21 protein-coding genes, 2 tRNA genes and 1 pseudogene are annotated in these 26,034 nt (G+C 41.4%); 15 read left to right on the top strand and 9 right to left on the bottom strand.

The genetic code is table 11. The features are described from left to right. Positions 1–53: 53 nt before the first annotated feature. Together rho and SJY45_RS17915 are read left to right on the top strand one after the other, a co-directional pair. Positions 54–1,673, top strand: coding sequence for a transcription termination factor Rho (gene rho / locus SJY45_RS17920; RefSeq protein ID WP_400072506.1), 1,620 nt, complete (start codon positions 54–56; stop codon positions 1,671–1,673). Between the two features lie 276 nt (positions 1,674–1,949). Continuing rightward, positions 1,950–2,696: a hypothetical protein gene (locus SJY45_RS17915; RefSeq protein WP_400072504.1), complete on the top strand. Its 747-nt coding sequence runs from the start codon at positions 1,950–1,952 to the stop codon at positions 2,694–2,696. A gap of 793 nt (positions 2,697–3,489) precedes the next feature. Here SJY45_RS17915 and rpsT read toward each other — a convergent pair. From rpsT to proS, 4 genes are all read right to left on the bottom strand, one after another. Further along, a complete protein-coding gene (rpsT, locus tag SJY45_RS17910) occupies positions 3,490–3,741 on the bottom strand; it encodes a 30S ribosomal protein S20 (protein ID WP_215441368.1) in 252 nt (83 codons plus the stop codon). Between the two features lie 51 nt (positions 3,742–3,792). Beyond that, positions 3,793–3,864 (bottom strand) — tRNA-Glu (locus tag SJY45_RS17905). 38 nt (positions 3,865–3,902) lie between these two features. Continuing rightward, positions 3,903–3,974 (bottom strand) — tRNA-Glu (locus SJY45_RS17900). A gap of 69 nt (positions 3,975–4,043) precedes the next feature. Beyond that, on the bottom strand, positions 4,044–5,522 hold the full coding sequence (proS, locus tag SJY45_RS17895) for a proline--tRNA ligase (RefSeq protein ID WP_400072502.1): 1,479 nt from the start codon (positions 5,520–5,522) through the stop codon (positions 4,044–4,046). A 95-nt stretch (positions 5,523–5,617) separates the two neighbouring features. Between proS and SJY45_RS17890 the strand changes: the two genes are divergently transcribed. Together SJY45_RS17890 and SJY45_RS17885 are read left to right on the top strand one after the other, a co-directional pair. After that, the gene (locus tag SJY45_RS17890; protein WP_400072500.1) at positions 5,618–6,865 is read left to right on the top strand and encodes a hypothetical protein; all 1,248 of its coding nucleotides are present in this window, start codon (positions 5,618–5,620) and stop codon (positions 6,863–6,865) included. A gap of 40 nt (positions 6,866–6,905) precedes the next feature. Continuing rightward, entirely contained in the window at positions 6,906–8,423 is a 1,518-nt protein-coding gene (locus SJY45_RS17885; RefSeq protein WP_400072498.1) for an OmpP1/FadL family transporter, read from the top strand. A 48-nt stretch (positions 8,424–8,471) separates the two neighbouring features. Here the strand turns inward: SJY45_RS17885 and SJY45_RS17880 are convergent, their stop codons facing one another. Further along, on the bottom strand, positions 8,472–9,896 hold the full coding sequence (locus SJY45_RS17880; RefSeq protein ID WP_400072496.1) for a T9SS type B sorting domain-containing protein: 1,425 nt from the start codon (positions 9,894–9,896) through the stop codon (positions 8,472–8,474). A 120-nt stretch (positions 9,897–10,016) separates the two neighbouring features. After that, positions 10,017–11,819 carry a T9SS type B sorting domain-containing protein gene (locus tag SJY45_RS17875; protein ID WP_400072494.1) on the bottom strand — a complete coding sequence of 601 codons (1,803 nt, stop codon included), beginning with the start codon at positions 11,817–11,819 and terminating at the stop codon, positions 10,017–10,019. Between the two features lie 201 nt (positions 11,820–12,020). Between SJY45_RS17875 and folE the strand changes: the two genes are divergently transcribed. Beyond that, positions 12,021–12,701 carry a GTP cyclohydrolase I FolE gene (folE, locus tag SJY45_RS17870; protein ID WP_215441361.1) on the top strand — a complete coding sequence of 227 codons (681 nt, stop codon included), beginning with the start codon at positions 12,021–12,023 and terminating at the stop codon, positions 12,699–12,701. 15 nt (positions 12,702–12,716) lie between these two features. Further along, positions 12,717–14,195: a cysteine--tRNA ligase gene (gene cysS, locus SJY45_RS17865; RefSeq protein WP_400072492.1), complete on the top strand. Its 1,479-nt coding sequence runs from the start codon at positions 12,717–12,719 to the stop codon at positions 14,193–14,195. A gap of 2 nt (positions 14,196–14,197) precedes the next feature. On the opposite strand, the gene SJY45_RS17860 is transcribed toward cysS, so the two are convergent. Next, positions 14,198–15,121: an AraC family transcriptional regulator gene (locus SJY45_RS17860; protein WP_215441358.1), complete on the bottom strand. Its 924-nt coding sequence runs from the start codon at positions 15,119–15,121 to the stop codon at positions 14,198–14,200. A gap of 221 nt (positions 15,122–15,342) precedes the next feature. Here SJY45_RS17860 and SJY45_RS17855 point away from each other — a divergent pair, with 221 nt between their 5' ends. The 7 genes from SJY45_RS17855 (at position 15,343) to SJY45_RS17825 (ending at position 20,037) form a co-directional block, all read left to right on the top strand. Beyond that, positions 15,343–16,863 (top strand): aldehyde dehydrogenase family protein, encoded by a 1,521-nt coding sequence (locus SJY45_RS17855; protein WP_215441356.1) that lies wholly within the window; start codon positions 15,343–15,345, stop codon positions 16,861–16,863. Between the two features lies 1 nt (position 16,864). Next, positions 16,865–17,236 (top strand): DUF779 domain-containing protein, encoded by a 372-nt coding sequence (locus SJY45_RS17850; protein WP_215441354.1) that lies wholly within the window; start codon positions 16,865–16,867, stop codon positions 17,234–17,236. A gap of 157 nt (positions 17,237–17,393) precedes the next feature. Continuing rightward, on the top strand, positions 17,394–17,603 hold the full coding sequence (gene yidD / locus SJY45_RS17845; protein WP_215912582.1) for a membrane protein insertion efficiency factor YidD: 210 nt from the start codon (positions 17,394–17,396) through the stop codon (positions 17,601–17,603). An 81-nt stretch (positions 17,604–17,684) separates the two neighbouring features. Beyond that, positions 17,685–18,647, top strand: coding sequence for a prolipoprotein diacylglyceryl transferase (lgt, locus tag SJY45_RS17840; protein ID WP_215441350.1), 963 nt, complete (start codon positions 17,685–17,687; stop codon positions 18,645–18,647). Positions 18,648–18,750: 103 nt separating this feature from the next. Next, positions 18,751–19,239: a DUF192 domain-containing protein gene (locus tag SJY45_RS17835; RefSeq protein WP_303407792.1), complete on the top strand. Its 489-nt coding sequence runs from the start codon at positions 18,751–18,753 to the stop codon at positions 19,237–19,239. Positions 19,240–19,245: 6 nt separating this feature from the next. After that, on the top strand, positions 19,246–19,764 hold the full coding sequence (locus SJY45_RS17830; protein WP_400072489.1) for a GNAT family N-acetyltransferase: 519 nt from the start codon (positions 19,246–19,248) through the stop codon (positions 19,762–19,764). A gap of 84 nt (positions 19,765–19,848) precedes the next feature. Then, entirely contained in the window at positions 19,849–20,037 is a 189-nt protein-coding gene (locus SJY45_RS17825) for a hypothetical protein (protein WP_400072487.1), read from the top strand. Here SJY45_RS17825 and SJY45_RS17820 read toward each other — a convergent pair whose 3' ends face one another. Continuing rightward, the gene (locus tag SJY45_RS17820) at positions 20,038–20,304 is read right to left on the bottom strand and encodes a hypothetical protein (protein ID WP_400072485.1); all 267 of its coding nucleotides are present in this window, start codon (positions 20,302–20,304) and stop codon (positions 20,038–20,040) included. A 753-nt stretch (positions 20,305–21,057) separates the two neighbouring features. Here SJY45_RS17820 and SJY45_RS17815 point away from each other — a divergent pair. Beyond that, complete coding sequence (locus tag SJY45_RS17815) at positions 21,058–24,003, top strand: immunoglobulin-like domain-containing protein (RefSeq protein WP_400072483.1); 2,946 nt, start codon at positions 21,058–21,060, stop codon at positions 24,001–24,003. Between the two features lie 70 nt (positions 24,004–24,073). Here the strand turns inward: SJY45_RS17815 and SJY45_RS17810 are convergent. Continuing rightward, positions 24,074–24,507, bottom strand: a pseudogene (locus SJY45_RS17810) (ATP-dependent DNA helicase RecG); the annotation flags it as partial. A gap of 206 nt (positions 24,508–24,713) precedes the next feature. Between SJY45_RS17810 and SJY45_RS17805 the strand changes: the two are divergent. Further along, entirely contained in the window at positions 24,714–25,955 is a 1,242-nt protein-coding gene (locus tag SJY45_RS17805; protein ID WP_400072482.1) for an ATP-binding cassette domain-containing protein, read from the top strand. Positions 25,956–26,034: the final 79 nt, after the last annotated feature.

Raw genomic sequence — 26,034 nt, 5'->3', positions numbered from 1 at the left:
ATAACAATTCACTTCTTATCAATACTAGAGACGTATAATTTATATCATACTTAATGTTTGAAATTTCAGATTTAAAAGCAAAAAAACTGCCTGAATTGCAGGAAATTGCCAAAGGCTTAAATGTGCCAAAGTTCAAAACCTTAAAAAAGCTGGACCTTGTTTATCAAATCTTGGATGTACAAGCAGCCAACCCCAAAGTTGTAGCAGAGGTAACCGCCCCAAAAACTGAGGAAAAACCTAAACCTAAGCCAAAACCAAGAGCGCGTAAGCCTAGGATAGCTCCTGAAGCCAAGAAACCCGAAACTAAAACCGCTGCTCCCGCTCCAAAGGAAAATCCGGAAACCAAAGAATCTACACCAACACAAGCAGAAGTAAAAAAACCCCGCCCAAGACCTGTTAAAAGGGAACCTAAGAACAACCCTCAACACAAAAACCAGAACACTTCCAACGGCAACAACAATTCCAACAATAAAAATCAACGTCACCAAAAGTCTACTTACGACAAGAGTAACTTTGATAAGGACTTGAAAAATCGATACAAAGAACCAGAATTTGAGTTTGACAGTATCATAGAAAGTGAAGGTGTTTTGGACATCATGCAAGATGGTTATGGCTTCTTACGTTCTTCTGATTACAATTACCTTTCGTCTCCAGATGATATTTATGTATCACAATCACAGATTAGACTTTTTGGTCTTAAAACAGGAGATACCGTTTTAGGTAACGTAAGACCTCCAAAGGAAGGCGAAAAGTATTTTCCGCTGATCAAGGTGAACAAAATAAACGGGATAGACCCTCAAATCGTTAGAGACCGTGTGTCCTTTGAGCATTTGACTCCTCTTTTCCCTCAAGAAAAATTTAACTTGGCCGACAGGCAAAGTAATATCTCTACTAGAATTATTGATTTGTTCTCTCCTATAGGAAAAGGACAAAGAGGTATGATCGTATCCCAACCAAAAACGGGTAAAACCATGTTATTAAAAGCTGTTGCTAACGCAATTGCCGCTAATCACCCTGAGGTTTACCAAATTATATTACTTATTGACGAACGTCCTGAAGAGGTAACGGACATGCAACGTAACGTACGTGGCGAAGTTGTAGCCTCTACTTTTGATAAAGAAGCTACGGAACATGTACGTGTGGCCAATATTGTTTTGGAAAAAGCAAAACGTTTGGTAGAATGTGGCCATGATGTTGTTATCCTTTTAGACTCCATAACCCGTTTGGCCAGAGCCTACAACACGGTACAACCGGCATCCGGTAAGGTATTGAGTGGTGGTGTAGATGCCAATGCACTTCATAAGCCTAAAAGATTCTTTGGTGCTGCAAGAAATATAGAAGGTGGTGGATCACTTTCTATCATAGCAACCGCACTAACAGAGACTGGTTCAAAAATGGACGAGGTTATTTTTGAAGAATTCAAAGGAACAGGTAACATGGAACTTCAGTTAGACCGTAAGATTTCTAACAGAAGAATTTTCCCTGCAATAGACCTTACTTCTTCAAGTACCAGACGTGATGATTTGTTGTTGGACGAAAGTACAATACAGCGCATGTGGATCTTAAGAAAATACTTGGCAGATATGAATCCTGTAGAAGCTATGGAATTTATTGAACAACGTATTAAACAGACCAAAAACAACGAAGAATTTTTGCTTACAATGAATCAATAAACACAGATTCATTTACTGAAATATCAAACAATAGAATCCTGGGTTCCCAATTAAAAAATGGGAATTCAGGATTTTTTTATGGACAAAATTCTTAACACCTATCTTCAAAGAAGAACCAAAACCCTACATTTTTCCATCTATATAATCACCCAAAAATTACGGAATTCTGTAGCCTAAACCCGAAATATCCGTTTTTTCGGATATCTTTATGGAGCAAAAATTTTTCTTCCCCCGAATTTTGCATGTATAACAAGTAGAACTTTAAAAACTTATGTCATGAAAAATTCGTTAAAACCAGCGCTGGCTTGCGCAACATTATTTCTTTTTTTAATGGTTACCGGTTGTGTTGAAAAAAATAGCAAACCTTGTCCGGAATGCCCTGGTGAAACTGCTGTAGACACTGCTTACAGCAACGGTATTATCATGCCTGAAAAGGCCCACAAACTATACGTGAACTATAAAGATAGACGCGTAGACCTTATTCAAGATTATGAAGATGCCATAGACCACAATAACAAAGATCCTAAACAGCAGTACGACAAAAAATCACAAAGTACCGAAAGTGGCAATGATGACACCGCTAACCCGGGAAAATTTAAAGTAGCGCGCTATGTCTCCTATGAATATGAAGACCTTAAAAAATACATGGCCTATATTGAAAACGAAGCCGAACTCTCTGGAGAAAAATTAACCACCTTACGCTTTTACTTTGCCAATTATGCCAACGAAAAGAAATTTGAAGATGGCAAACCGGTAAAGCATCCAAGACAAAATACGGTTATGATGTCTCCTACAGTAAAAAGAGATGGTGGCAACCATATATTTTATATTGACGATTCTAAAAAAGGAAGAGACAGAATTGTTCTCTTAAAGGACAACTTCAATGACATGCACGGCAAAGGAGACCAAATGACTCCGAACAGCAAAAATGAAGCTTCATTTTTACCTAACCTGTTCTCTGCTCCCAAGCCATACTTTGCCCCTAAAAGCACTACAAAGAACGAAGGGCACTCAAGCGATTAATAGCCAGTATTTTAAATTAATATTTATCTTTTGATAGATCTAGATTACTTTTTGAAAAATTCGCTAATCCCAATGTATGTAATTACATTGGGATTGGCTTTATTTAGGTACCCAAAGTATTTTGATTCAAAACTTAAATACCTGCCTATAATATTCTTTTACACCTTGTTAAATGAGTTCCTTGGCTACCTTATAAACAACTACGAAGAATTCAGTTTAATTTCTGCAAACACTTATCGTAACAACAACATGGTGATTTACAATATCTATATGCTGATATTTTATCTCTACTTCTATTATATTTTTAGATTTTATATTGACGATTCAAAACAAAAGCAGAATATACTATATGGGGCCATTTTCTTCTTGTTCATCTGTTTAATAAACGCCTTTATTGATGACTTTAGTAGACTCCCTCAGGTATATTCCTATCTAGCTGGCGGCATAGTTCTTATTTACACCTGTACATTGTACTTAAAAAAATTCTTTGCAATAGATAAAATTTTCCCAACCAAGGAAAACCTTTTGTTCTGGTTAAGCACTGGCTTAATTATTTTTTACGCAGGCTACCTGCCAATCAAAGTCATTAGATACATTCATTCAATTCAAGAAACACCAACTCCACCGATAGTAAAAAGAATTCATCTAACGCTAATCATCGTAAGCTACCTCTGTTTTGTTATAGGCTTCATAAGAATGAGACGAAGACTGCGCAGCTAAAACCAAACAAATAGAGCACAAAAAAAGCCCTGATGCATTGCATCAGGGCTTTTTTGAATAAATCATATAAATCTTACAATGCAGCAACGTGCTTTGCTAATTTACTTTTTAAGTTAGCCGCTTTGTTATTATGGATAATATTACGCTTAGCCAATTTATCGATCATACTAACAATGCTAGGCAACAAAGCTTCAGCATCTTTCTTGTTCTCTTCACCACGCAACTTTTTGATAGCATTACGCGTAGTTTTATGCTGATATCTGTTACGAAGACGTACTGCTTCGTTTCTTCTGATTCTTTTTAATGCTGACTTGTGATTTGCCATCTTCTTCTAACTTGTTATAATTTTTTTAAAAATTCCTTCTAGAACCTTTTGTAGTCCGTAGGGGAATCGAACCCCTGTTACCAGGATGAAAACCTGGCGTCCTAACCCCTAGACGAACGGACCATTAATCTAATTTAGGGATAACACCCAATTTACTTTTGTAGTCCGTAGGGGAATCGAACCCCTGTTACCAGGATGAAAACCTGGCGTCCTAACCCCTAGACGAACGGACCATACTTTGCGCAATTGCGGATGCAAAAATACAATTATTTTTTACTAACGCAATAGTTAACTTAATTTTTTTAATAAGCTTTTGCAAAAAGTACTCTTTTTGCAGAAGGTTCTCCTGTTACCATGCACTTACCATCAGTGTTTTCGGCATCTAACGGGATACATCTAATAGTTGCTTTGGTCTCTTCCTTTATTTTTTCTTCGGTTTCATTAGTTCCGTCCCAATGGGCAGAAATAAACCCTCCTTTTTCTTCCAAAACTTTCTTAAATTCCTTGTACGTAGCAACTTCGGTAATATGCTCTTCTCTAAATGAATGCGCTTTTTGATAAATATTTTTTTGAATATCGTCCAAAAGAAATTCAATTTTAGCAACTACATCTTCCGCTGGCACTGTCTCTTTTTCCAAAGTATCCCTTCGAGCAACTTCATACGTACCGTTTTCTAAATCTCTCTGACCAATTGCCAAACGAACGGGAACACCCTTTAACTCATATTCGTTAAACTTGAAACCTGGTTTATGGGTATCTCTATTATCAAACTTAACAGAAATACCTTTGGCCCTTAATTCTTTTACCAAAGGTGCAACCCTATCTGAGATAGCATCCAACTGATCGGTTCCTTTATAAATTGGCACAATTACCACTTGTATTGGCGCTAATTTTGGTGGTAAAACCAATCCATTATCATCACTATGGGTCATAATCAAAGCTCCCATAAGGCGTGTAGACACCCCCCATGAAGTAGCCCAAACGTATTCTTGCTTACCTTCTTTTGTGGCAAACTTCACGTCAAAAGCTTTAGCAAAGTTCTGACCTAAAAAGTGTGATGTTCCTGCCTGTAAAGCCTTACCATCTTGCATAAGCGCTTCAATACAATACGTTTCTACTGCTCCGGCAAAACGCTCACTTTCTGTCTTTAGTCCCTGTATAACGGGCATTGCCATGTGTTCTTCAGCAAATGCCGCATACACTCCATTCATTGTTTCCGCCTCTTGTACAGCTTCCGCTTCAGTAGCATGGGCCGTATGCCCCTCTTGCCAAAGAAACTCTGCAGTTCTAAGAAATAGGCGTGTACGCATTTCCCAACGAACTACATTGGCCCATTGGTTGATCAACAAAGGTAAATCTCTATATGATTGAATCCATCCTTTATAGGTATTCCATATGATAGCCTCACTAGTGGGGCGCACCACTAACTCTTCTTCTAATTTTGCATTAGGGTCAACTCTCAATTTTCCAGGTGCGTCCGGATCATTTTGGAGCCTATAATGAGTAACTACGGCACATTCCTTGGCAAAACCTTCTGCATTTTTTTCTTCGGCCTCAAACAAACTTTTAGGTACAAAAAGTGGGAAATACGCATTTTCATGTCCCGTTTCCTTAAACCTCTTATCTAGCTCTGCTTGCATTTTTTCCCAGATAGCAAAACCGTATGGTTTGATTACCATACAACCTCTTACAGCTGAATTTTCAGCTAAATCGGCTTTTACCACGAGTTCATTATACCATTTGGAATAGTCCTCGCTGCGCTTTGTCAAATTCTTACCCATTATATTTAGTTTGGCACAAAACTTGTGCTTATGTTAGCAAAATAATTGGGTAAAACTACTTATTTTTACTATGTTCAACAATAAAAATTGCACCCATGATACATTTACCACCCAGCAGTAAAATTCGGCTTGTTGCACTTTGTACCTTAACCGGCATTGTTGCAGCGTCTTGCGGCTCGTACCAGTCTGCCTCATATTATGATAATGATGGAATTTATTCTAGCGACAACCAAGTTAGCGTAGAGCGCCAGACTAGACCTCAACAGACAAAAAAGCAGGATAATGGAGAACCCTATTCCGATTATTTTGGACAACAAGCGGGTCAATATGACCAAATGCTGGAAGGTGAAATATTTACGGATATAGATTCATACTCCAGTGACACTGCCCAAGACAGTATTTCAGACGGGCAACTTACAGATTATTACAATAACAACAATGATTACGCCGGATATGCAGGATGGGGTGATAATGCAACTGGTGTAAACATCAATATTTACGATAACGGATGGAACAATTTTGGCGGTTTTGGCTGGGCTTCACCTTGGCTATATAACGGCTATGGTTGGGGAGGTTACGGATATGGTGGTTTCTATAATCCTTGGAGATACAGATACAGCCCTTGGGGATGGGGAGGCTACGGATACGGTGGTTTCTATGGCGGATATTATGGCTGGGGCGGTTACGGAACTTGGTGCCCTCCATATGGCTATTACAATGGTTTCAACAACTACTCCTACCGAAACCGAAACTACGCCTACAATCGCAGCAGAAGGGGTTACCAACATAACACCAATGCTATTGTTGGAGGCAACTCAAGATATGTTTCACGTAGTTCCAACGTAAATCGCAGCAGTAGGTCAACACCAAGATACTCTGCTACTAACTCAAGAAGGACCAGCACCAACAGAAGTTCCGCTTCCGGAACTTCAAGAAGCTACAGCAGCAATCGCTCGTCCGCATCTAGAAGAACCGTAGGCGTTGACAGGAATAACTCTTATAGAACAAGCAGAAGCACAAGAGCTACTCCCAAATACAACAGTTCATCAAGAACCAGCACTTCTAGAAGCAGCGCAACTACACCGCGAAGAACCTCTACATACAGAAGTTCAGGAACTAGAACTAGCGGTAACAATACATATAGAAGCACTTCTCCTAGAAGCAGCTCCTATAGATCTTCGGGAACAAGCAGAAGCAGTTCCAGCGGAAGCACCTATAGAAGTTCTGGCCGCTCTTCAAGTAGCTCGGGCTCTTACAGAAGCTCAGGAAGTTCAAGCAGGTCTTCATCGGGGTCAAGCTCTAGATCTTCTGGATCAAGGTCATCATCAAGTAGAAGAAACTAAGTCCAAAATCAAGAAGTAACTTACTTTAAAATTGCTAGGAATGAGAAAATATATAACATTCATAGGGCTATTTGCATGTGCCATTACAAGTGCCCAGACTATAAATGATGTTTTGCGCTACAGTACCGAAAACCTTCAAGGTTCGGCACGTTTTCAAGCTATGGGAGGAGCTTTTGGTTCTCTAGGCGGAGATTTATCGGCCCTGAACATTAACCCTGCCGGTAGTGCAGTTTTTAACAACGGACTATTTTCTATATCCGGAACTAACTATTCCAGAAATACGGATTCCGATTATAACGGAACTTTAAACAGCACCCGAAACAACAATTTTGACATTAACCAAGTGGGTGGTGCATTTGTATTTAAATCTACCGATCCAGATAGCAAATGGAGGAAATTATCCCTTGCGGTGAATTATGACGTTGTCCAAAATTTTGACGACCGAATTACAACTTTGGGCAGTAGTAACGAAGCTATAGACAATTACTTTCTTGACTATGTGGATGGCATACGCCTTCAACCCTTAAAATTACAGCAGAACGAAACTATTGGTGAAGCTTACCTGGATATAGGCGCAACCAATGGTCTTGGTTTTTTTGGACAACAAGCCTTTTTAGGGTTTCAAGCGGGTATTATTGAACCAACCGTTGATGACGACGATAATACAAGTTACTTTTCCAACGCAAATTATCAGAACGTTAACCAAGATTTTAGACAAACGATATCAGGATATAACAGCAAGTTTACGGTTAATGCAGCCACGCAGTATGGTGAGAATTTCTATTTTGGAGCTTCCCTTAACTTTCACACTATTCAATATGATCGTTTGGACAGATATGACGAATCTCTTACGGATACCGACACCCAAGAAATAAGGACCGTAGCTTTTGACAATTTGTTGGTTACGGAAGGTACAGGCTTTTCGCTCAGCCTTGGTGCAATTGCAAAAGTAAATGACGTTATTAGATTGGGAGCTAGCTACCAGTCACCAACTTGGTACCGTTTGACCGATAATTTTTCGCAAGGAATAGACTCTAACTATCCTAACAAAGAAAATAATTTCAATTTTTTTGACTTGAATTACATTAATATTTTCGATTATCAAATTAAAACACCCGGAAAAGTAACAGGAAGTATTTCTGCTATTTTTGGTAAAAGCGGACTTTTAAGTGTTGATTACGGCTATCAAGACATGTCTAACGCAGAGTTAAGACCTACAAGCGATTCTGGTTTTGCAGATGAAAATGAATTTATCTCCGAAAGCCTAGGTGCGGTATCGTCTATCCGGATTGGAGGCGAATATCGTATACAACGAGTTAGCTTAAGAGCTGGATACCGTTATGAGCAGAGCCCTTATGAAAGTGGAAATATTATTGGAGACCTAAATGGGGTTTCCGGTGGACTTGGATATAATTTTGGTAGAAGCCGATTGGATTTAGCGGTAAACCGTACCGAGCAAGACGTACTCCAATATTTCTTTGATACAGGAATAAATACTCCCGCTCTTTTAAACAAAGTGAATACCAATGTTACTATTGGTTACACTTTAAATTTCTAGAAGAATACAACTATATATGTTCTTAAAAGTCTGGCAACCGCCGGACTTTTATCTTTTTAGGGCAAAGTGCGCCTTTGTAGTTTTTGCTACTTGAACGTTATTTTCTTGCTCCCCGTACTCCAATTTAAACCAATAGGTAGAGGAAGGCAAAGGGTTACCGTTTAGAGTTCCGTCCCAACTTGAATTTACCCCTAGTTGTGCCAGCAATTTTCCATAACGATCAAAAACAAATACTATAGGATCAGGTAACGTCTCTATTCCTTTGATGTTCCATGTATCATTGGCTCCATCATTATTAGGGGTGAAAAATTTAGGATAGCCTACCACTAAAAATTCAATAGGTTCTGTTGTTCCGCACCCATTTTTATCATTGATTACCAAAGTGTTTATACCGGGAGGAACATCGTTAAAAACGGCTTCATCCTGAAATTCACCTTCGTTAATGGCGTATTCATAATCACCATCGCCATCAACAAAAATTTCAATGTTGTTCAAATTCGGGTCTAAGGACAAGTTGGAGTTTAGGATCTCAACACGATCAAGAACGGGTATTCCATAATAGGTGATAAGAATATCGTCTAAAATATGTCCACCGGCATCCGTAGTTATATCCACAAAATACCTTCCCGTATCCGGACTGGAAACAGAGATTTGGGTGGCAGATGGACCCGACCCTAACGGCGCATCTATGGTACCATCATCATCATAATCAACAGACCACGCTATATTGGAAATATCCGGTCCTGCCGGTGAATTCAAAGCACTCAATGTAATGTCCGGGTCACCTTCGCAAGCTGCTATATCCAAGCCTAAAAATTCATCCCTTAAGGTACAGTCCAAGGCCGTATTCTGATCGGCCGCTACGGAACTTCCTGTAAAGGTGAGCATAAATGGCTCTCGCTCGTCATCAAAATTCGTATTAAAATTATTGATTAAAATGTAATACACCTCTCCTGGTAATACATCTAAATACTCATCATAGGTATTCAAATTCTGAGTAACAGAAGGTGACCCCGCTTGACCATTTTCAGGATTAACACCTAAGCCCGTAAACCTAGTATTGTTCACTTCGTAATTACACCGTATAGGCTCCACTGCTCCGGTACCTATAGCCGTACAATCTACATCAGGACCGTAAACAGCAAAATCCCATTCCGCCGTTGGCGTACCAGAACCACTCACGGGCAATGCTTCCAAATCAAACCCAACTTGGCCTTCGGTGCCCGCCCTAAAAACAAACCAAGATGTATTGTTCTCAATATTAGCATTACTAACGCTACCCTTCTCAAGACAACCTGTTTCAGTAATTACTTCCGGATCAAAATCATCTATCACGCCCGTACCGTCTGCATATCCCATAATGGGAGCATCGGCACATACGGGAATGGCCGTCCGACAATCAGCTGAGTTTTGGGCTTGAATTTCTGTACAAAGAAAAAAAACCGCACAAGTAACAGATAGTAAAAAGCGCATAGGTATGGGGCTAAAACAATACTATTAAATAACTCAAAGACAGTAATTTTAGTATGCTTAAGCAGAAATAATAGACGGTTTATCGATAAAATACCCAATCTAAAAGTAGATTCCAGAGACCTATCGCTTCAAAGAAAAATGATTATTGATGTATTTGGCCGTCACGGTCTGGCCATCGGCTGCCGTATAGGTAAGCTTGAACCAATAATCCGTTTCCGGTAACGGTTTCCCGTCAAAAGAACCGTCCCATTGCGAATTGCTAGGATCCAATTGAGCCAATAGTTTTCCAAAACGGTTATAAATGGTAAGTATAGGAGAATCCAATAAATCCGCTCCGGTAATGCTCCAGAATTCATTGGAACCATCTCCGTTAGGAGTAAAAAATTTAGGAAAGCCTATCACCACAATTTGTTCGGACACATCTCCGCATCCCTGCGGATTATTTACCGTAACCGTATGCATTCCCGGTTCAACTTGATAAAATTTATTTCCGGTTTGATATGCTCCGTTGTCCAAGCGGTATTCATATTCCACAGAAGCATCCGTTAACACGGTTACCGTATTATTATTCTGTAAATCTTCAATTTCAATATCAATAATCTCAGGCGGTCTGGATGTTAAAACCGTTACCGTTCTGGAATCACTACAACTCAAACCCGACTGTGAGTGAGTAACCGTTAGTTCGTAATTACCTTCTGCGGACACCAATATATTGGGACTCGTCTCACCAGAACTCCATTGATAACTATAGTTAGGGTTGGTATTTTCCAAACCGATACGTACCCCAGTATTCGCTTCACATAAAAACACTTCCGACGGAAAATCCAAAACAGGTGCTTCTATGTTGGTCAATTGAAATTGCTGTGAAGCATCATAACATCTTGAATTACCTATGGAAGTAACCCGTACAAAAATGGTTTGAGAACCAGACTGAGTTTGGTACTGTTTAGGCAAAGCATTTGCACCACTAACCGCATCGGTCATAGTGGCATGGTAGGTTACTAAAAACTCATTAGGGCTTTGAACTCCCAAAACTTCCGAATCTTTCTGAGAAAGGTCATACATGGCCAAGCCTCCACACAAAGCATCGTCCGTGACGGTCTGAGCCACTGGCATATCCGTAAAAAACACCTGAACATCACTAATAATAGTTTCCGAAGGACGAATAACTTCTATCCTATAATTTGCCGAAGTACTCACTTCATACGTAGGGCCATTTTCGCCAATTACTTCCGTAAATCCACTACCAGTATCTGCAAACCACCTATATAAGGATGCTCCCGAGGTAGTACCGTCCAAAATAACCGTCTCATTTTCACAGGCAGCTATTGGTGGCCCAAGAAGGTTATTGATTATAGAACAATCCAAAGCATCAAAAGGATTGGTCACAAAAATATAACCTGAGAACTGTATGGAAAATCCAGAGTTATTATTACTGAAATTGTTAATGAGTAAATAATAGTCTTCTCCTGGCTCTACATCCAACCAAGCTTCATATTGAACATTCTCCGCATTTCCGGTAGGGTCCTCTCCCACTCCAATAAATGTATTCTCATCCTGATTATCAAAAAAGTTGCATCGTACAGGCTCCCCTAAATTACTGCAGTCATTAGATCGGTAAAGTGCAAAATCCCAATCTTCCAGAGTATCTATTCCAATATTAAAACCCAATTGCCCCGAAGCCCCTGTTCTAAATCGGTACCAAGCAGAATTAGACTCAATAGCACCGGTCAAGGTTTGTTCTAAACAACCACTAACAGACGCACCGTTAAAATCATCTATACCAAAACCTGTTGTACCTCCGTTAACCGGGGTATTGTTACAAATGGGTATAGCATTGCTACAATCTAGGGAAACCTGTGCTTGCACAGCACCTATTCCCAGAAAGAGCAACATGGCCCATAAGATCGTAAAACGATTCATTTAACAAATTACACCTTGATATACCATAAAAGTAACTTGTTCCTTTTCTTAACAGCAATTTATGTTGTGTATCAGGACATATAGAACATAAAGTGCCATATTATGTATATCTTTGCTGTTCGTTTTACTCGGCACGAAGTGTAATGTATTGAAACTTTTTAAGACGAATTGGGCATTAGAAATGCCAATAGATATAAGCAGATGAAAATTGATAGTACTTTGGAAAAGCAATTTGAAGATTTAGGAGACGATCACGTTTCCACATCAGAAGACACCCCTTTACGTAAAGATGCATTCGTGTTGAGCGATGATGAAAAGATTGAAAGAATACAGGATAACATAAGGGAGGTATTGCTCACTTTAGGTCTTGATCTTGATGATGACAGCCTAAAAGGCACACCCAATAGAGTTGCTAAAATGTTCGTAAAAGAGATTTTTGGCGGGCTTCACCCGGACAGAAAACCAAAAGCCTCTACGTTCAGCAATAAATATAAATATGGCGAAATGTTAGTTGAAAAGAACATTACGCTTTATTCTACTTGTGAGCACCATCTTCTACCCATCGTAGGCCGTGCCCACATTGCCTACATCTCTAACGGAACGGTTGTTGGTCTTTCCAAAATGAACCGTGTAGTAGATTATTTTGCTAGAAGACCTCAAGTACAGGAACGTTTGAACATCCAAATTGTACGCGAACTTCAGAAAGTTTTGGGTACAGATGATGTTGCCTGTGTAATTGACGCCAAGCACCTTTGCGTAAATTCAAGAGGTATACGCGACATAGAAAGCAGCACTGTTACTGCAGAATACGGAGGCAAGTTCAAAGAAGAAGCCGTGCGCCGCGAATTTTTAGATTACATTAATTTAGATACTACTTTTTAATAGCTCTAGCATAACATGCAATTGTACCTGAACCAGAAGTTAAAGATTTACAATTCCCTTTCCGGTAAAAAAGAAATATTTGAACCTTTAAACGAAGGCCATATAGGCATGTACGTCTGCGGACCTACGGTTTACAGCAACGTCCATTTGGGCAACTGCCGTACTTTTATGTCCTTTGACATGATTTTTAGGTACCTTAAGCATTTAGGTTACAAAGTGCGTTATGTACGTAACATTACGGATGCTGGACACTTGGTAGATGATGCGGAGGACGGCGAAGACAAAATTGCAAAAAAAGCAAGATTGGAACAGCTGGAACCTATGGAAGTGGTACAGCGTTACACTATAGATTTTCACAACATTCTAGAGCAGTTCAATTTTCTCCCCCCAAGTATTGAGCCAACCGCTACGGGCCATATTATTGAGCAGATTGAAATCATAAAGGAAATTCTTAACAAAGGTTTTGCCTACGAAGTAAACGGATCGGTATACTTTGATGTTTCAAAATTTAACGACAGCCATGAGTACGGTAAGTTAAGTGGAAGAAAATTAGAGGACATGATTGCCAATACCCGAGAATTGGCCGCTCAAGACGAGAAAAATAGTCCACAGGATTTTGCACTTTGGAAAAAAGCAGAACCACAACACATTATGCGCTGGCCTTCGCCCTGGGGCGATGGTTTTCCCGGTTGGCACTTGGAATGTACGGCAATGAGTACCAAATACCTGGGCGAAACTTTTGATATTCACGGTGGCGGTATGGACCTTAAATTCCCGCACCACGAATGCGAAATAGCCCAAGCCGAAGCGTGCTACGGACATTCTCCCGTAAGATACTGGATGCATGCCAATATGCTGACCATGAATGGCAAGAAGATGGCCAAATCTACAGGAAACAATATACTTCCCGGCGAAATTTTTACCGGAGAGAATGATATTCTGAGTAAAGCCTTTTCACCCTCAGTAGTTCGGTTTTTTATGATGCAAGCGCATTATACAAGTATCCTAGATTTGAGCAACGATGCACTTCTAGCTTCTGAAAAAGGGTTTAGCCGCCTAATGGATTCCCTTTCCATTTTAGATGGGTTAGAAACTGGTTCCAGTAGTGATTTTGATGTTGAGGCATGGAAGCAGCAATGCTATCATGCCATGAACGACGATTTCAATACACCTATTTTAATTGCGCATCTTTTTGAAGGAGTCAAGCACATAAACCTTATTAAAGAAGGCAAAGAAAAGATTACTGTAGCCGATAAGGATACTCTCACCCATACCTTAAATGCCTTTATATTTGATATTTTGGGCTTGGAACAAAAGGGAGGTACTTCTGAGGATGCAGGAAAACTTTCAGGAGTTATAGAACTATTAATAAAACTCCGAAAGGAAGCTCGTGAAAACAAGGATTTTGCGACCTCCGATAAGATTCGCGACCAGTTGGCAGAACTTGGTATTCAACTAAAAGACGGTAAGGAAGGTACCACTTTTAGCATCTAAATTTACATCTGATTTCTAAAATTCAATGTTTTTGCTTGATAATCACTTGGTGAAAGTTGCTGGTGCGCCTTAAACACCCGGTTAAAATACGAGCGGCTTTCAAAACCACATTGCAGGTACACATCTTTTATACTTCGTTTGGGGTCTTGAAGTAAACCCACAGCAAGCTTGATTCTTTCATTATTAATGAACTCAATTGGAGAAATTCCCAGTTCGGTCTTAAAGACCCTATGAAAATGTGAGGGACTCAAACAAGCTTTGTTACTTAGCTCCTCAACGTTTAAAGGCTCGTGTAAATGCTCCCGAATATATCGTATTACCGTAGCCAGCCTACTGCTAGCATCTAATTGTAATGTTGAATTTGAATAAATTTTACGTTCATTGGTCTGTAAAATGCGAATAATCAGTTCCCGTAGCATATTGTCCACAAAAAAATCTTTAGATGGGTGATTTTCACTGAATAAAAATAAGAGTCGTTGTAAAATTTGAAAAATACCCGCATCGTTTACAAAATGAAAATTGTAGTCCATTAAGCCCCATTCCCTATTGTCGTGCTTTGGCATATTTTCGTTCATGAGTTGTAGCACCCGATTAATTTTATCCTCGGAAATAGCCAGTGCCAAACATCGGGTAGGGTTCCTTTTCATGGCCTCCGGAAAATCTATGCACATAGTTTCATTAGAAGGCAGCACTAAAGACTCTCCCGGCAAAAAATCAAAGGACTCGTAATCCCTAAGGTGCATAATTTTCTTTCCCTCTATCATACTCGCCAAAACTGGCTGATCAAACTTTAGCAATACCCTTTCTGCCTGTTGGTGTGTTTCAAATACATGCAACGCTGCATTATTTAAGGTATAGGAGGTTTGATTCTCAACTAATGTTTCCAACTTTCGGTTCGAAAGAAATTTATCCGATAATCCAATCATAACAGAACAAGTATCAATTCAACTCAATAATTACTAAGAAATATACAAAATAAGCATCAGTAAAATACCAATTTAACGAAGAATGATAGTATTGGTCATACTAATGGTAGAAATGGTCAGATAATTTGATTCTAACTCCACTACATTTAGAAAACCATTTATATATAACTGATATACAGATATATAATCAAGAACATTCTATTAATTTAACACCCTTAGTTATGAGCACACAAACAGTTGAAAAAGACGTTCTACAAAAGCCTAAGTTTAAGAGCCAGTATGAAAATTATATTGGAGGAAAATGGACCGCTCCTAAAAAAGGAGAATATTTTGAAAATTTATCACCCGTAGACGGGAATGCTTTTACAAAAATAGCACGCTCCACATCGGAAGATATTGAATTGGCCATTGATGCCGCTTGGAAAGCCGCTCCGGAATGGAATTCCTCTTCTGCCACTACAAGAAGTAATATGCTCTTGAAAATTGCAGATGTTATGGAACGTAACCTAGAAACATTGGCAAGGGCCGAAACTTGGGATAATGGCAAAGCCATTCGTGAAACTATGGCTGCGGATATTCCATTGGCCATAGACCATTTCAGATATTTTGCAGGCGTTATTAGAGCGGAAGAAGGTTCCGTAAGTGAACTGGACTCCAATACCGTAGCCTTGAACGTAACGGAACCTTTGGGCGTTGTAGGGCAAATCATCCCTTGGAACTTCCCCATACTAATGGCCACTTGGAAATTAGCGCCAGCGTTGGCGGCAGGTAACTGTGTTGTGCTAAAACCTGCGGAACAAACACCTGTTGGTATCATGGTACTTATGGAACTTATTGAAGGTATACTGCCAGATGGTGTACTGAACGTTGTAAACGGTTTTGGTGCAGAAGCGGGAAAACCACTAGCTTCAAGCCCTAGAATAAACAAAGTTGCCTTTACCGGAGAAACCACTACAGGTCAGCTTATCATGCAATATGCTTCTAAGAATATTACGCCGGTAACTTTAGAATTGGGCGGAAAATCTCCCAACATTTTCTTTGAAAGTATTATTGATGCCGATGACGACTTTTTTGACAAGTGTCTAGAAGGTGCCGTTATGTTCGCGCTTAACCAAGGAGAAGTCTGTACTTGTCCTTCAAGAATGTTAGTACAAGAAAGTATCTATGACCGTTTTATGGAAAGGGTAATTGAACGTACAAAGGCAATTAAACTAGGTCATCCGCTAGATCCTACTACCATGATGGGTGCACAGGCCTCCAACGACCAATACGAGAAAATTTTAAACTATATCAACATTGGAAAAGATGAAGGTTGTGAAGTTTTAACGGGAGGTGAAGCCGCATACAACGAAGGCCTTGAAGGCGGCTACTACATTCAGCCTACCATACTTAAAGGCAACAATAAAATGAGAGTTTTTCAAGAAGAAATTTTTGGACCTGTAGTCTGTGTTACCACCTTTAAAGATGAAGCCGAAGCTATTGAAATTGCCAATGACACTTTATATGGGCTAGGCGCCGGGGTTTGGACTAGAGATACGCATCAGGCTTACCAAATATCCAGAGCGGTACAAGCGGGTAGAGTTTGGGTAAACTGCTATCACCTATACCCTGCCCACGCTCCGTTTGGCGGCTATAAAAAGTCTGGAATAGGCCGTGAAAATCATAAAATGATGTTGGCGCACTACAGACAGACCAAAAACATGTTGATTTCATACGATAAAAAGGCTATGGGCTTCTTTTAAGATGAAAACGCAAAGAGTTTTAGTTTCAGATGAAGCAAAGGAGATTATCCAACAATTGAAAGAAACACACGGTAAGCTCATGTTCCACCAGAGTGGTGGATGTTGCGATGGCTCCTCACCTATGTGTTTTAATGAAGGGGAACTCATGCTGAACGAGACAGATATTTGGTTAGGCAATATTGCGGACTGTGACTTTTACATGTCCAAAGATCAGTTTGAATATTGGAAACATACCCAATTAACTATTGATGTTACTCAAGGAAGAGGGGCCAGCTTTTCCTTGGAAATTCCATTAGGAGTTCGGTTTGTTATAAAATCAAGGTTGTTTACCGAAGAAGAAACACTTGATTTGGAACCGGTACACCATGCATAAAACCGATTAAAATCTGTAATCATAGCTAAAAATCCGCATATCAAAATGCGGATTTTTTTATTTGGGACATCCTTATACTCCCTATAAACAATTAATCAATTTATCGTACTTTTACTACTCTAAACACAATGTCTTGGCTCTATCCCTAAAAAAAATAATGATAGCCCCTTTTGTATTTTTGGTCAGGTTCTATCAACTTGCCATCTCACCGTATACACCGGCAACGTGTCGCTACTCCCCTACTTGCTCACAATACACTTTGGAAGCCCTAAAAAAACACGGTCTTTTTAAAGGAGGCTGGTTGTCCGTAAAACGAATTTTTAGTTGCAACCCTTGGGGAGGAAAAGGCTACGACCCGGTACCTTAAAATTTATAACGTCGATTTAAGATACAGTAAAGCCTAACGGCTATCTATTTTATTATCTTAGTGCCCTTAAAACACCTTAACATGTACTTTTTAGGTATCATCTGGAATCCGAACGAAACACTTTTCACACTCGGCCCGTTACAGATTAAATATTACAACTTACTTTGGATTACCGCTTTTGCCCTTGGTTGGTACATTATGAAGCGTATTTTCACTAACGAAAATAAAACGGTTGAGCAATTAGACTCTCTTTTTATCCACACCGTTCTTGCCACTATGTTGGGCGCGCGTCTAGGGCACGTGTTCTTTTACGACTGGCCCTATTACAAAAACCACCTATTAGAAATATTACTTCCAATACGGGAGAGTGCTTCCGGCCAACTCTTTGGTTTTATCAACGGCTACGAGTTTACCGGTTTTACGGGGCTTGCCAGTCACGGTGCAATTATAGGTGTTCTTATTGGCACCTACCTATATCAAAAGAAATACCCGGATATGAAAACCCTTTGGTTGTTAGACCGTATGGTCATACCATTTGCCATAGGTGCCTTTTGCGTACGATTAGGTAATTTTTTCAATTCGGAAATCAATGGAAAGGTAACCGACGAATCGTTTATTTTTGCCACTAAGTTCCTTAGAGACTCAGATGATCTTCATCCATCAAAAGCATTGGCCATAACGCAGGAAAAAACTGTGAATGCGGCCTATAGCGCCATAGAGAACAATCCACAATTTGCTGACCAATTGGCACAGATTCCGTTTCGTCATCCAGCGCAGTTGTATGAAGGAATAGCCTATATTTTTGTTTTTATACTTCTGTATTACCTCTACTGGAACACGGACAAAAAGAATAGTACGGGATACCTTTTTGGGTTGTTTCTGGTCTTACTTTGGACAATTCGTTTCTTTGTGGAGTTCGTTAAGAAAAGTCAAGGTGGCTTTGAAGAAAGTTTAGGTTTACTTTCAACCGGACAGTGGTTGAGTATTCCGTTCATTCTAATTGGTCTTTATTTTATGTTCAGGCCAAAAGCTACTAAATCATAATTTATATTGATTTTTTTTTTAAGACTAGAAACTAAAATCAGTGTTTTGTCTATGAGTAAAGCACCTCATTTATCATCGGCTTTTAAGCATAAGCGATATTAAAATGAAATACTTCAAAACATATTTATATCTAAGCATTGCTGCACTCTTGTTCACGGCATGCAAAGAAGAGCCTAAAAAAGTAATTAAAGCAGAACCTGTAGTCTTTAAAAAAGAGGGGGAGCTTTCTATTTTCAAACAGAAAACTGATAGTTTAATCACTTCTTTTGAGATTGAAATCGCCGATAGTGAGTACGAAACCCAAACTGGGCTTATGTACCGCAAAAGCATGAAGACCAACCGTGGCATGCTTTTCATTTTTCCTGATGTGGCAGCACACTCCTTTTATATGAAGAATACTGAATTTCCTTTAGACCTTATTTTCATTAAAGAAGATATGACCATTGCCAATTTTCATGAGAATGCGCAACCTTTAAATGAGTCTAGCTTACCTTCTGCCGGTCCGGTGCAATATGTTTTGGAGCTAAATGCCGGGCTCGTTCAAAACTTTGGTTTACAACCGGGTGATAGTGTCGCGTTCACCAAATTATAATCTCAAATGGATTTGCTTTTAGAAGGAAAAGAAACCCAGCGTCTGCTATTCCGAAAAGTAATTCCATCTGATTTTGACTTATGGCTACCTTTTCATGAAGATAAGCGGTCCAACCAATTTTGGGAAGGATTACCCAAGGACCCAAAAATTGCCTGCCAGCAACAATTTGATTACATATTTGAGCGGTATGAAAACAATTTAGGCGGCATGAATGCCTTAATTTCAAAATCAACTGGAGAATTTATTGGTTTATGCGGCCTACTTAAACAAACCGTAGACGGTATTGAAGAATTGGAAATAGGCTATTCCATCCTACCAAAATATTGGCGACAGGGTTATGCTAGTGAAGCTGCTCTAGCATGTAAAACGTACACTAAGCACTCACAATTAACCGATTCCTTGATTTCTATAATTCAAGTAGATAATATTCCATCTCAAAAGGTAGCCCTAACCAACGGAATGTATTTAGACAAGACCACTACATATCATAACAATACCGTACATATATTTAGAGTCCTATTATGACACAAATACTTCTAATTTTAAAGAGTTAATTGAAAGCACTCCTTTCTTTCCATAAGCTTTCACCTATTCAAATAAAATTACTGAATGTTATGGATAATAGCCATAAGTGAAGTAATCACAAATTCAATATCCAATAATTCCATCTTATCCAATAATCCTGCATTTGGTCCAGAGTTTCGATCAAAAAAGTTCCTTGGTTATGCAGGGTTGGAACGGATTGCATATCTTGTAGGACTTTCTTTTAAAAGCGAGAGTTTTATTGTTTACGGATAGTTAAAAAAAGTCGTTGGTCCCCATACTGGAAAAATGAAGAACTACATAAAGATCCCGATATCCTTTTTTTGTCTTTTTTTGTTGGCCCTTGCCTGTACCAAGGAGGTAGGGCTCATCACCGAGGTGGAGTTCGAGCTCAGCGAGCAGCACACCGCCGAGGGCTATGTGAACCAGGGGCTTCCCAGCACCTTTACCATCGTTCCCGAGGAGGTACTGGAGAACTACGAATATACCATCACCTATGAGATACTCGACGGCGAGGGCCATTTCGAGGACATGGAGGGCAACCGCGTGGAACCCGGGAAGGGGTGGCCCGTATCCGAGGGCCTTTCCGCACCCTTGGTGTACATGGGTTCAAAGACCGGCGGGCACAGGGTAAAAATAACCGGGGCGGACAACTTCGGGATCTCACAGGATATAGAGGTCTCCTACGAGCTCTCCGATGTACCGGTGGTCTGGGAGGCCTCCAGCGAGCTCTCGGAGCTCGAACTGGAAAAACCGGTGGACGTTTCGCTGGTGTTCGAAAGGCTGGACACCGATCTGGAGGTCGGCTACCAAGCCGTATACGGGCTCGGTTCGGGCGCGGGAAGCCTGGGGCCCTCGGAGGAGAACGGTTACGCCCCAAAGGGGGAATACGGCCCTATCGTCCCCGGTACCTACCCGCTCGTCTTCACCCCTTCGGAGATAGGCCCGCAGCAACTGGTCTTCACCCTGCGCGACAGCAACGGACAGGAGATCGAGGCCGGTGTGGACTTCAACGTGGTGGAATTTATAGAGGTGATATCGATAACCCTTTCGAGCCAGGATACGATCAAGATGAAGCTCGGGGACGAGATACCCCCTGCGTTTACCTTCGACCCGCCCAATGCTACCGATCAGGAGGTAACGGTGGTCTCCAGTGACCCCGATGTCGTTCTCATAGACGAAAACAATGTCTGTATCGCGGTAGGGCTGGGCACGGCGGAGGTTACCGTAACCTCCGTTTCCAATCCCGATGCCAGCGATACGGTCACCGTAGAGGTGATCCCCCCGGACAGGGTACCGGTAACGGGCATTTCCGTTTCACAGGCGGACCCCGGTGCCACGGGAGCGCAGCGCCAACTGGCGGCAACGGTCCTCCCCGAGAACGCGACGGACCCAAGTGTGACCTGGTCCTCTGCCGACGATACCATAGCGACCGTGGACGAAAACGGTCTTTTGACCGGTCTTTCCGCGGGAACGGTCACGATAACGGCCACCTCGGTCTCCGACCCGGAGGTCAGCGGAAGCGTCCTTGTCGAGATCACGGGGGTATCGCTACAATCGGCGAACGATATAGAGGCCTTCGCGCTGAACGGCCAGATAGAGACGGCAACCATAGATACGCAGGCCCATACCGTTTCGGTGACCGTTCCCGAGGGCACGGCGCTGAACGTGGCCCCCGTACTGTTGATAGTCTCGGAAGGCGCCACCCTATCACCCGCCCTCTTGCAGGTACGCGATTTCACTTCCCCTGTGCAATATACCGTCACATCCGGCAACGGTACCGGGCAGGTCTGGACGGTAACGGCCAAGGTACTGGTACTGCCCGTTGCGGGGGATACCGATATCACGGCCTTCGGACTTCCGGGCCAGAACGGTTCCGACATCGATACCGGGAACCATACGATAACCGTCAACGTACCCGACGGAACCGACCTTAATATAGCCCCGGAAATACTTGAGGTCTCCCCAGGGGCGAGCGTGGCACCGGCCATCGGCCAGGTCCGGGACTTCTCCGGGGCCGTTGCCTATACGGTGACCCCCGAGACGGGAACGCCGCAGGTATGGACGGTGAACGTGACCGTATCCCAGCCCACGGGGAGTGGGGAGAACGCCATAACGGCATTCGAACTTCCCGGCCAGACAGGCGCGGACATAAACGCTACCACATTTACCATAAACGTTACGGTACCCGATGGTACCGACTTGACCGGTGCCCCTTCGGTACTGGACATATCGGCGGACGCCACGGTATCCCCGGCAAGGACCGTCCTTCAGGATTTTTCCGGTGCCGTTACCTATACGGTCACCGCGGAAAATGGCGATACACAGGAGTGGACGGTCAATACCACCGTATTGCCGCCTACGGGGAGCGGGGCCAACGACATAACCGCGTTCGGGCTTCCGGTCCAGAACAGTGCGGATATCGACCCGGGTACCAATACGGTAACGGTGAACGTACCCGACGGAACGGACCTGAACGTCGCCCCACAGGTCCTAGGGGTCTCGCCCGGGGCCACGGTCTTGCCCGCGATAGGTGCCGTACAGGATTTTAGCGGACAGGTGCTCTATACCGTTACCGCGGAAAACGGAACGCCGCAGGTCTGGACCGTGAACGTGACCGTATCCCAGCCCACGGGGAGTGCGGAGAATGATATTGTGGCCTTTGAACTACCACTTCAAAATTCTTCGACAATCGATACGGACAACAATATTATTTCAGTGAATGTAGATACGGGAGTCCCATTGAATATAACTCCAAGTATTTTTAACGTATCCCCAAGTGCCAGTGTTTCTCCGGCAACAACTACCGTTCAGGATTTTTCTTCCACTGTAACATATGTAGTTACGGCCGAGAACGGCAATGAAAAAACGTGGCAAGTAAACGTTACGTTAAGCCCTGACGATACGCCCCCCGTAATTACTCTGGCAGGATCAAATCCTCAGGAACTGACCTTGGGGGGAACCTATAACGAACTTGGGGCTACGGCAACCGATAATGTTGACGGTGATATTTCCGCAAACGTGATCAGCGACGCCACTGCTGTAAATATGAACGTTGCCGGCACCTACACGGTCACCTATAACGTGAGCGACGCGGCGGGAAATGCGGCTACACAGGTAACCAGGACGGTAAACGTAAGTGCCGCCCCCGACACGACCCCGCCGGTGATCGCCCTTACCGGGGGCGAGGTGAACCTGACCGTAGGGGACACCTATGTAGATCCCGGATATTCCGCAACGGACAATGTGGACGGTGACATCACGGGAAGCGTTATAGTTGGGGGTGTAGTAAATACGGGTGTGCCAGGGGATTATGTAGTGACCTATGACGTAAATGATATTGCAGGTAATCCGGCAATTCAGAAAACTAGAATCATTGAAGTAAGGTCCCCTGTAGATGATACGAATCCTGAAATAAATTTATTTGGGGGAACCATGAACCTTATGGTGGGCGATACTTATGTAGATTTAGGTTATTACGCCATAGATGATGTAGATGGGGATATTACAGATAATGTAATTGTTTCAGGTCTTCCGAATATGAACGTAGCGAATAGCTACACTGTTACTTATGATGTTAGCGACCAAGCAGGTAATCCAGCACCTCAAAAAACAAGGACGGTAAATGTAATAGCTGCTCTTGATGAAACGGCTCCTGAAATTACTTTGGTCGGAGGAACGGTTAGCCAAACGCGGGGAGGCACCTATGTTGATCCGGGCTATTCGGCAACGGATAATATAGATGGTGATATAACAGCAAATGTGGTAGTTTCAGGTCTTCCGAATATGAGTGTAGTCGGCAGCTATACTGTTACCTATAATGTGAGTGATGTAGCTGGAAATCCAGCACCTCAGAAAACTAGAAGAGTAAATGTAACTGCTCCACAAGTAACAATAACATATAATTCAACTACCGGAGTATACACAGCACCAGCTGGGTCAAGAGTTATGGTTACACTTAGGTCACAAGGTGCTGGTAAAGGAAATGCGACTGTATCAGGAGGTGGTGGTTCAGCAAGTACTTCGTGGAACGGACGAAATGATACTGACGAATTTAGCGAAATTGATTCTTATGAATTTACAATGCCGCCAAGTGGAAGTGTAACTTTCTCATCCAATCATAGAGAAATATTTGGCGATTCGGATTCTAGAGTTACTATAACTAATAATCAAGGAGGGGCGGAAGGTTTTACTGTAGAAAAAAATGGAGGTATCCCATAATTTTTTTGGAATTGTAGGGGCATAATTTATCTGGCAGTTAATCTTCCTCCCATTTTGTTGTTTGATAAAATCAACTTATATAATTCCAAATATTCTTATACCTCACAAGTTGAGAATACGCATGTCTTATAACCAAGTTTTCCGGTTTTTCGAGCGAGGGGTCTTCTTTTAAAAGTTGCATGGCGTGGTAACGGGCAGTCTTTAAAATATCATTGTCTTTTACAATTTTTAAATTGAGCAAGCCACTTTGTTTGGTTCCCATAATATCTCCTGGACCCCTTAGTTTTAAATCGACTTCTGCAATCTCAAAACCATCATTGGTTTGTACCATGGTCTGCAGTCGGATTTTTGCTTCGAAAGAAAGTTTGTGACTTGTCAGAAGATACAAAAACTCTGATCAGCAACTCTAATTACACGACCGCGAAGCTGATGTAGTTGCGAAAATCCAAATCGTTTCGCACTCCCAATGATCATTACCGAAGCGTTAGGAACATTTACACTTACTTAATATTGACTTCAAGGTTAATCTAGCGAGATGTAATTGCTTATAAAACTTATGTCCAGAAACACTAGCTTATCAGGTTAATAATTTCTATAATTCATACAAACGTCATATCTTCTCAAAAAAAAATGGATTTGAACAATGATATGCATTTAGACAAGACCACTACATATCATAACAATACCGTACATATATTTAGAGTTCTTTTATGACACCAAAACATTGGGCCGTGTTTACGGCGAATACTTCACAAAAAGGGGAACTAATAACAGCACTTTTACAAGGACCACTTCCCGAAGGTTTTTATGAGCTGAAAAACTTAAAGGGTGCCCTAATGTCCAAATTGGCCGTTGAGCGCTTTATTGACAGAGAAGACCGCCATGATAGCAAGGTTATTACATCAGATACCAAACAAAGTTTAAAATCAATGTCTAGCGGGGAGCAAAAAAAAGCGTTATTAAAATATATCCTTAGCAGCCAGCCAGATTTTATTGTTCTGGACAACCCATTTGATAATCTGGACACCGACGCCCAAGAAGACCTGAAGAATACACTTCAGAAAGTTTCGGTTCATACCCCCATGGTACAAATATTAAGTCGCAAAGCAGATGTAATGCCCTTTGCGAACACGTTTTACAAGCTAGAGGGTAAAGATTTAGTTGCCACAGGTACGCCAGATGGTTTTTCCAATCAGACCAAAAAGGAACTGTTTAAAAATGACATCCCCCAACCTATACACATTTATGAATTTGAAGGAGAGACATTAATAGAATTAAAAGGCGTAGGCGTATCCTACAATGAAAAGCCTATTCTACGTGATATCTCCTGGCATATTAAAAGAGGTGAGTTTTGGGAATTAAGAGGTAGAAACGGCAGTGGAAAGACAACCATACTTTCTATGATAACTGGTGAAAACCCTAAGGGTTATGGCCAAGAACTCTATATTTTTGGCCGTAAAAAAGGTACCGGAGAAAGCGTATGGGAAATAAAAAAACGAATAGGCTATTTTACGCCTTCAATGACGGATAAATTTACAGGCTATCATTCGGTTAGTCATATGATTATTTCCGGATTCTATGACTCCGTTGGACTGTACATACATCCTACCGAAGCACAATTGAGGTTGGCAAAAGAATGGCTTCAACTTATTGGCCTATGGGGTATGAAAGATAAACTTTTTCATGACCTTTCCATGGGGCAGAAACGACTGATTATGTGTGCAAGAGCCATGATAAAACACCCTCCATTGCTTATTCTTGACGAACCCACAGCAGGACTGGATGATGACAGCGCAGCTCTTTTTGTAGCCTTGGTCAACAAATTTGCCTCTCAAAGCAATACTACCGTTATTTTTGTATCCCATAGAAAAGAACCTGGCCTTGAAGCTGAGTTCATCTATCAACTAGAAAAATCCGATACGGGCTCAACTGGAAAAGTATTGTCCTCCTAAACGACAGTCGTTTTTTTTAAGCCCAAAAACACCGGACAAAAAAAAGCCGTTTGCAAATGCAAACGGCTTTTTGTAATTA

The sequence above is a fragment of the Zobellia russellii genome, from assembly GCF_044597075.1.
GTDB classification, from domain to species: Bacteria; Bacteroidota; Bacteroidia; order Flavobacteriales; family Flavobacteriaceae; genus Zobellia; species Zobellia russellii.
Note: the sequence above shows the minus strand (reverse complement) of the source record. Positions and strands in the feature narration are given on the sequence as shown.

Coding starts and splice junctions, on each gene's coding strand:
- rpsT (WP_215441368.1), bottom strand. CDS start 3,741: ATGGCAAATCACAAGTCAGCATTAAAAAGAATCAGAAGAAACGAAGCA.
- folE (WP_215441361.1), top strand. CDS start 12,021: ATGAAAATTGATAGTACTTTGGAAAAGCAATTTGAAGATTTAGGAGAC.
- SJY45_RS17835 (WP_303407792.1), top strand. CDS start 18,751: ATGAAATACTTCAAAACATATTTATATCTAAGCATTGCTGCACTCTTG.
- SJY45_RS17825 (WP_400072487.1), top strand. CDS start 19,849: ATGTTATGGATAATAGCCATAAGTGAAGTAATCACAAATTCAATATCC.
- SJY45_RS17855 (WP_215441356.1), top strand. CDS start 15,343: ATGAGCACACAAACAGTTGAAAAAGACGTTCTACAAAAGCCTAAGTTT.
- SJY45_RS17850 (WP_215441354.1), top strand. CDS start 16,865: ATGAAAACGCAAAGAGTTTTAGTTTCAGATGAAGCAAAGGAGATTATC.
- SJY45_RS17860 (WP_215441358.1), bottom strand. CDS start 15,121: ATGATTGGATTATCGGATAAATTTCTTTCGAACCGAAAGTTGGAAACA.
- SJY45_RS17820 (WP_400072485.1), bottom strand. CDS start 20,304: ATGGCCCTCGCCGTCGAGTATCTCATAGGTGATGGTATATTCGTAGTT.
- SJY45_RS17890 (WP_400072500.1), top strand. CDS start 5,618: ATGATACATTTACCACCCAGCAGTAAAATTCGGCTTGTTGCACTTTGT.
- SJY45_RS17875 (WP_400072494.1), bottom strand. CDS start 11,819: ATGAATCGTTTTACGATCTTATGGGCCATGTTGCTCTTTCTGGGAATA.
- yidD (WP_215912582.1), top strand. CDS start 17,394: ATGATAGCCCCTTTTGTATTTTTGGTCAGGTTCTATCAACTTGCCATC.
- SJY45_RS17885 (WP_400072498.1), top strand. CDS start 6,906: ATGAGAAAATATATAACATTCATAGGGCTATTTGCATGTGCCATTACA.
- proS (WP_400072502.1), bottom strand. CDS start 5,522: ATGGGTAAGAATTTGACAAAGCGCAGCGAGGACTATTCCAAATGGTAT.
- SJY45_RS17915 (WP_400072504.1), top strand. CDS start 1,950: ATGAAAAATTCGTTAAAACCAGCGCTGGCTTGCGCAACATTATTTCTT.
- cysS (WP_400072492.1), top strand. CDS start 12,717: ATGCAATTGTACCTGAACCAGAAGTTAAAGATTTACAATTCCCTTTCC.
- SJY45_RS17880 (WP_400072496.1), bottom strand. CDS start 9,896: ATGCGCTTTTTACTATCTGTTACTTGTGCGGTTTTTTTTCTTTGTACA.
- SJY45_RS17805 (WP_400072482.1), top strand. CDS start 24,714: ATGACACCAAAACATTGGGCCGTGTTTACGGCGAATACTTCACAAAAA.
- lgt (WP_215441350.1), top strand. CDS start 17,685: ATGTACTTTTTAGGTATCATCTGGAATCCGAACGAAACACTTTTCACA.
- SJY45_RS17830 (WP_400072489.1), top strand. CDS start 19,246: ATGGATTTGCTTTTAGAAGGAAAAGAAACCCAGCGTCTGCTATTCCGA.
- rho (WP_400072506.1), top strand. CDS start 54: ATGTTTGAAATTTCAGATTTAAAAGCAAAAAAACTGCCTGAATTGCAG.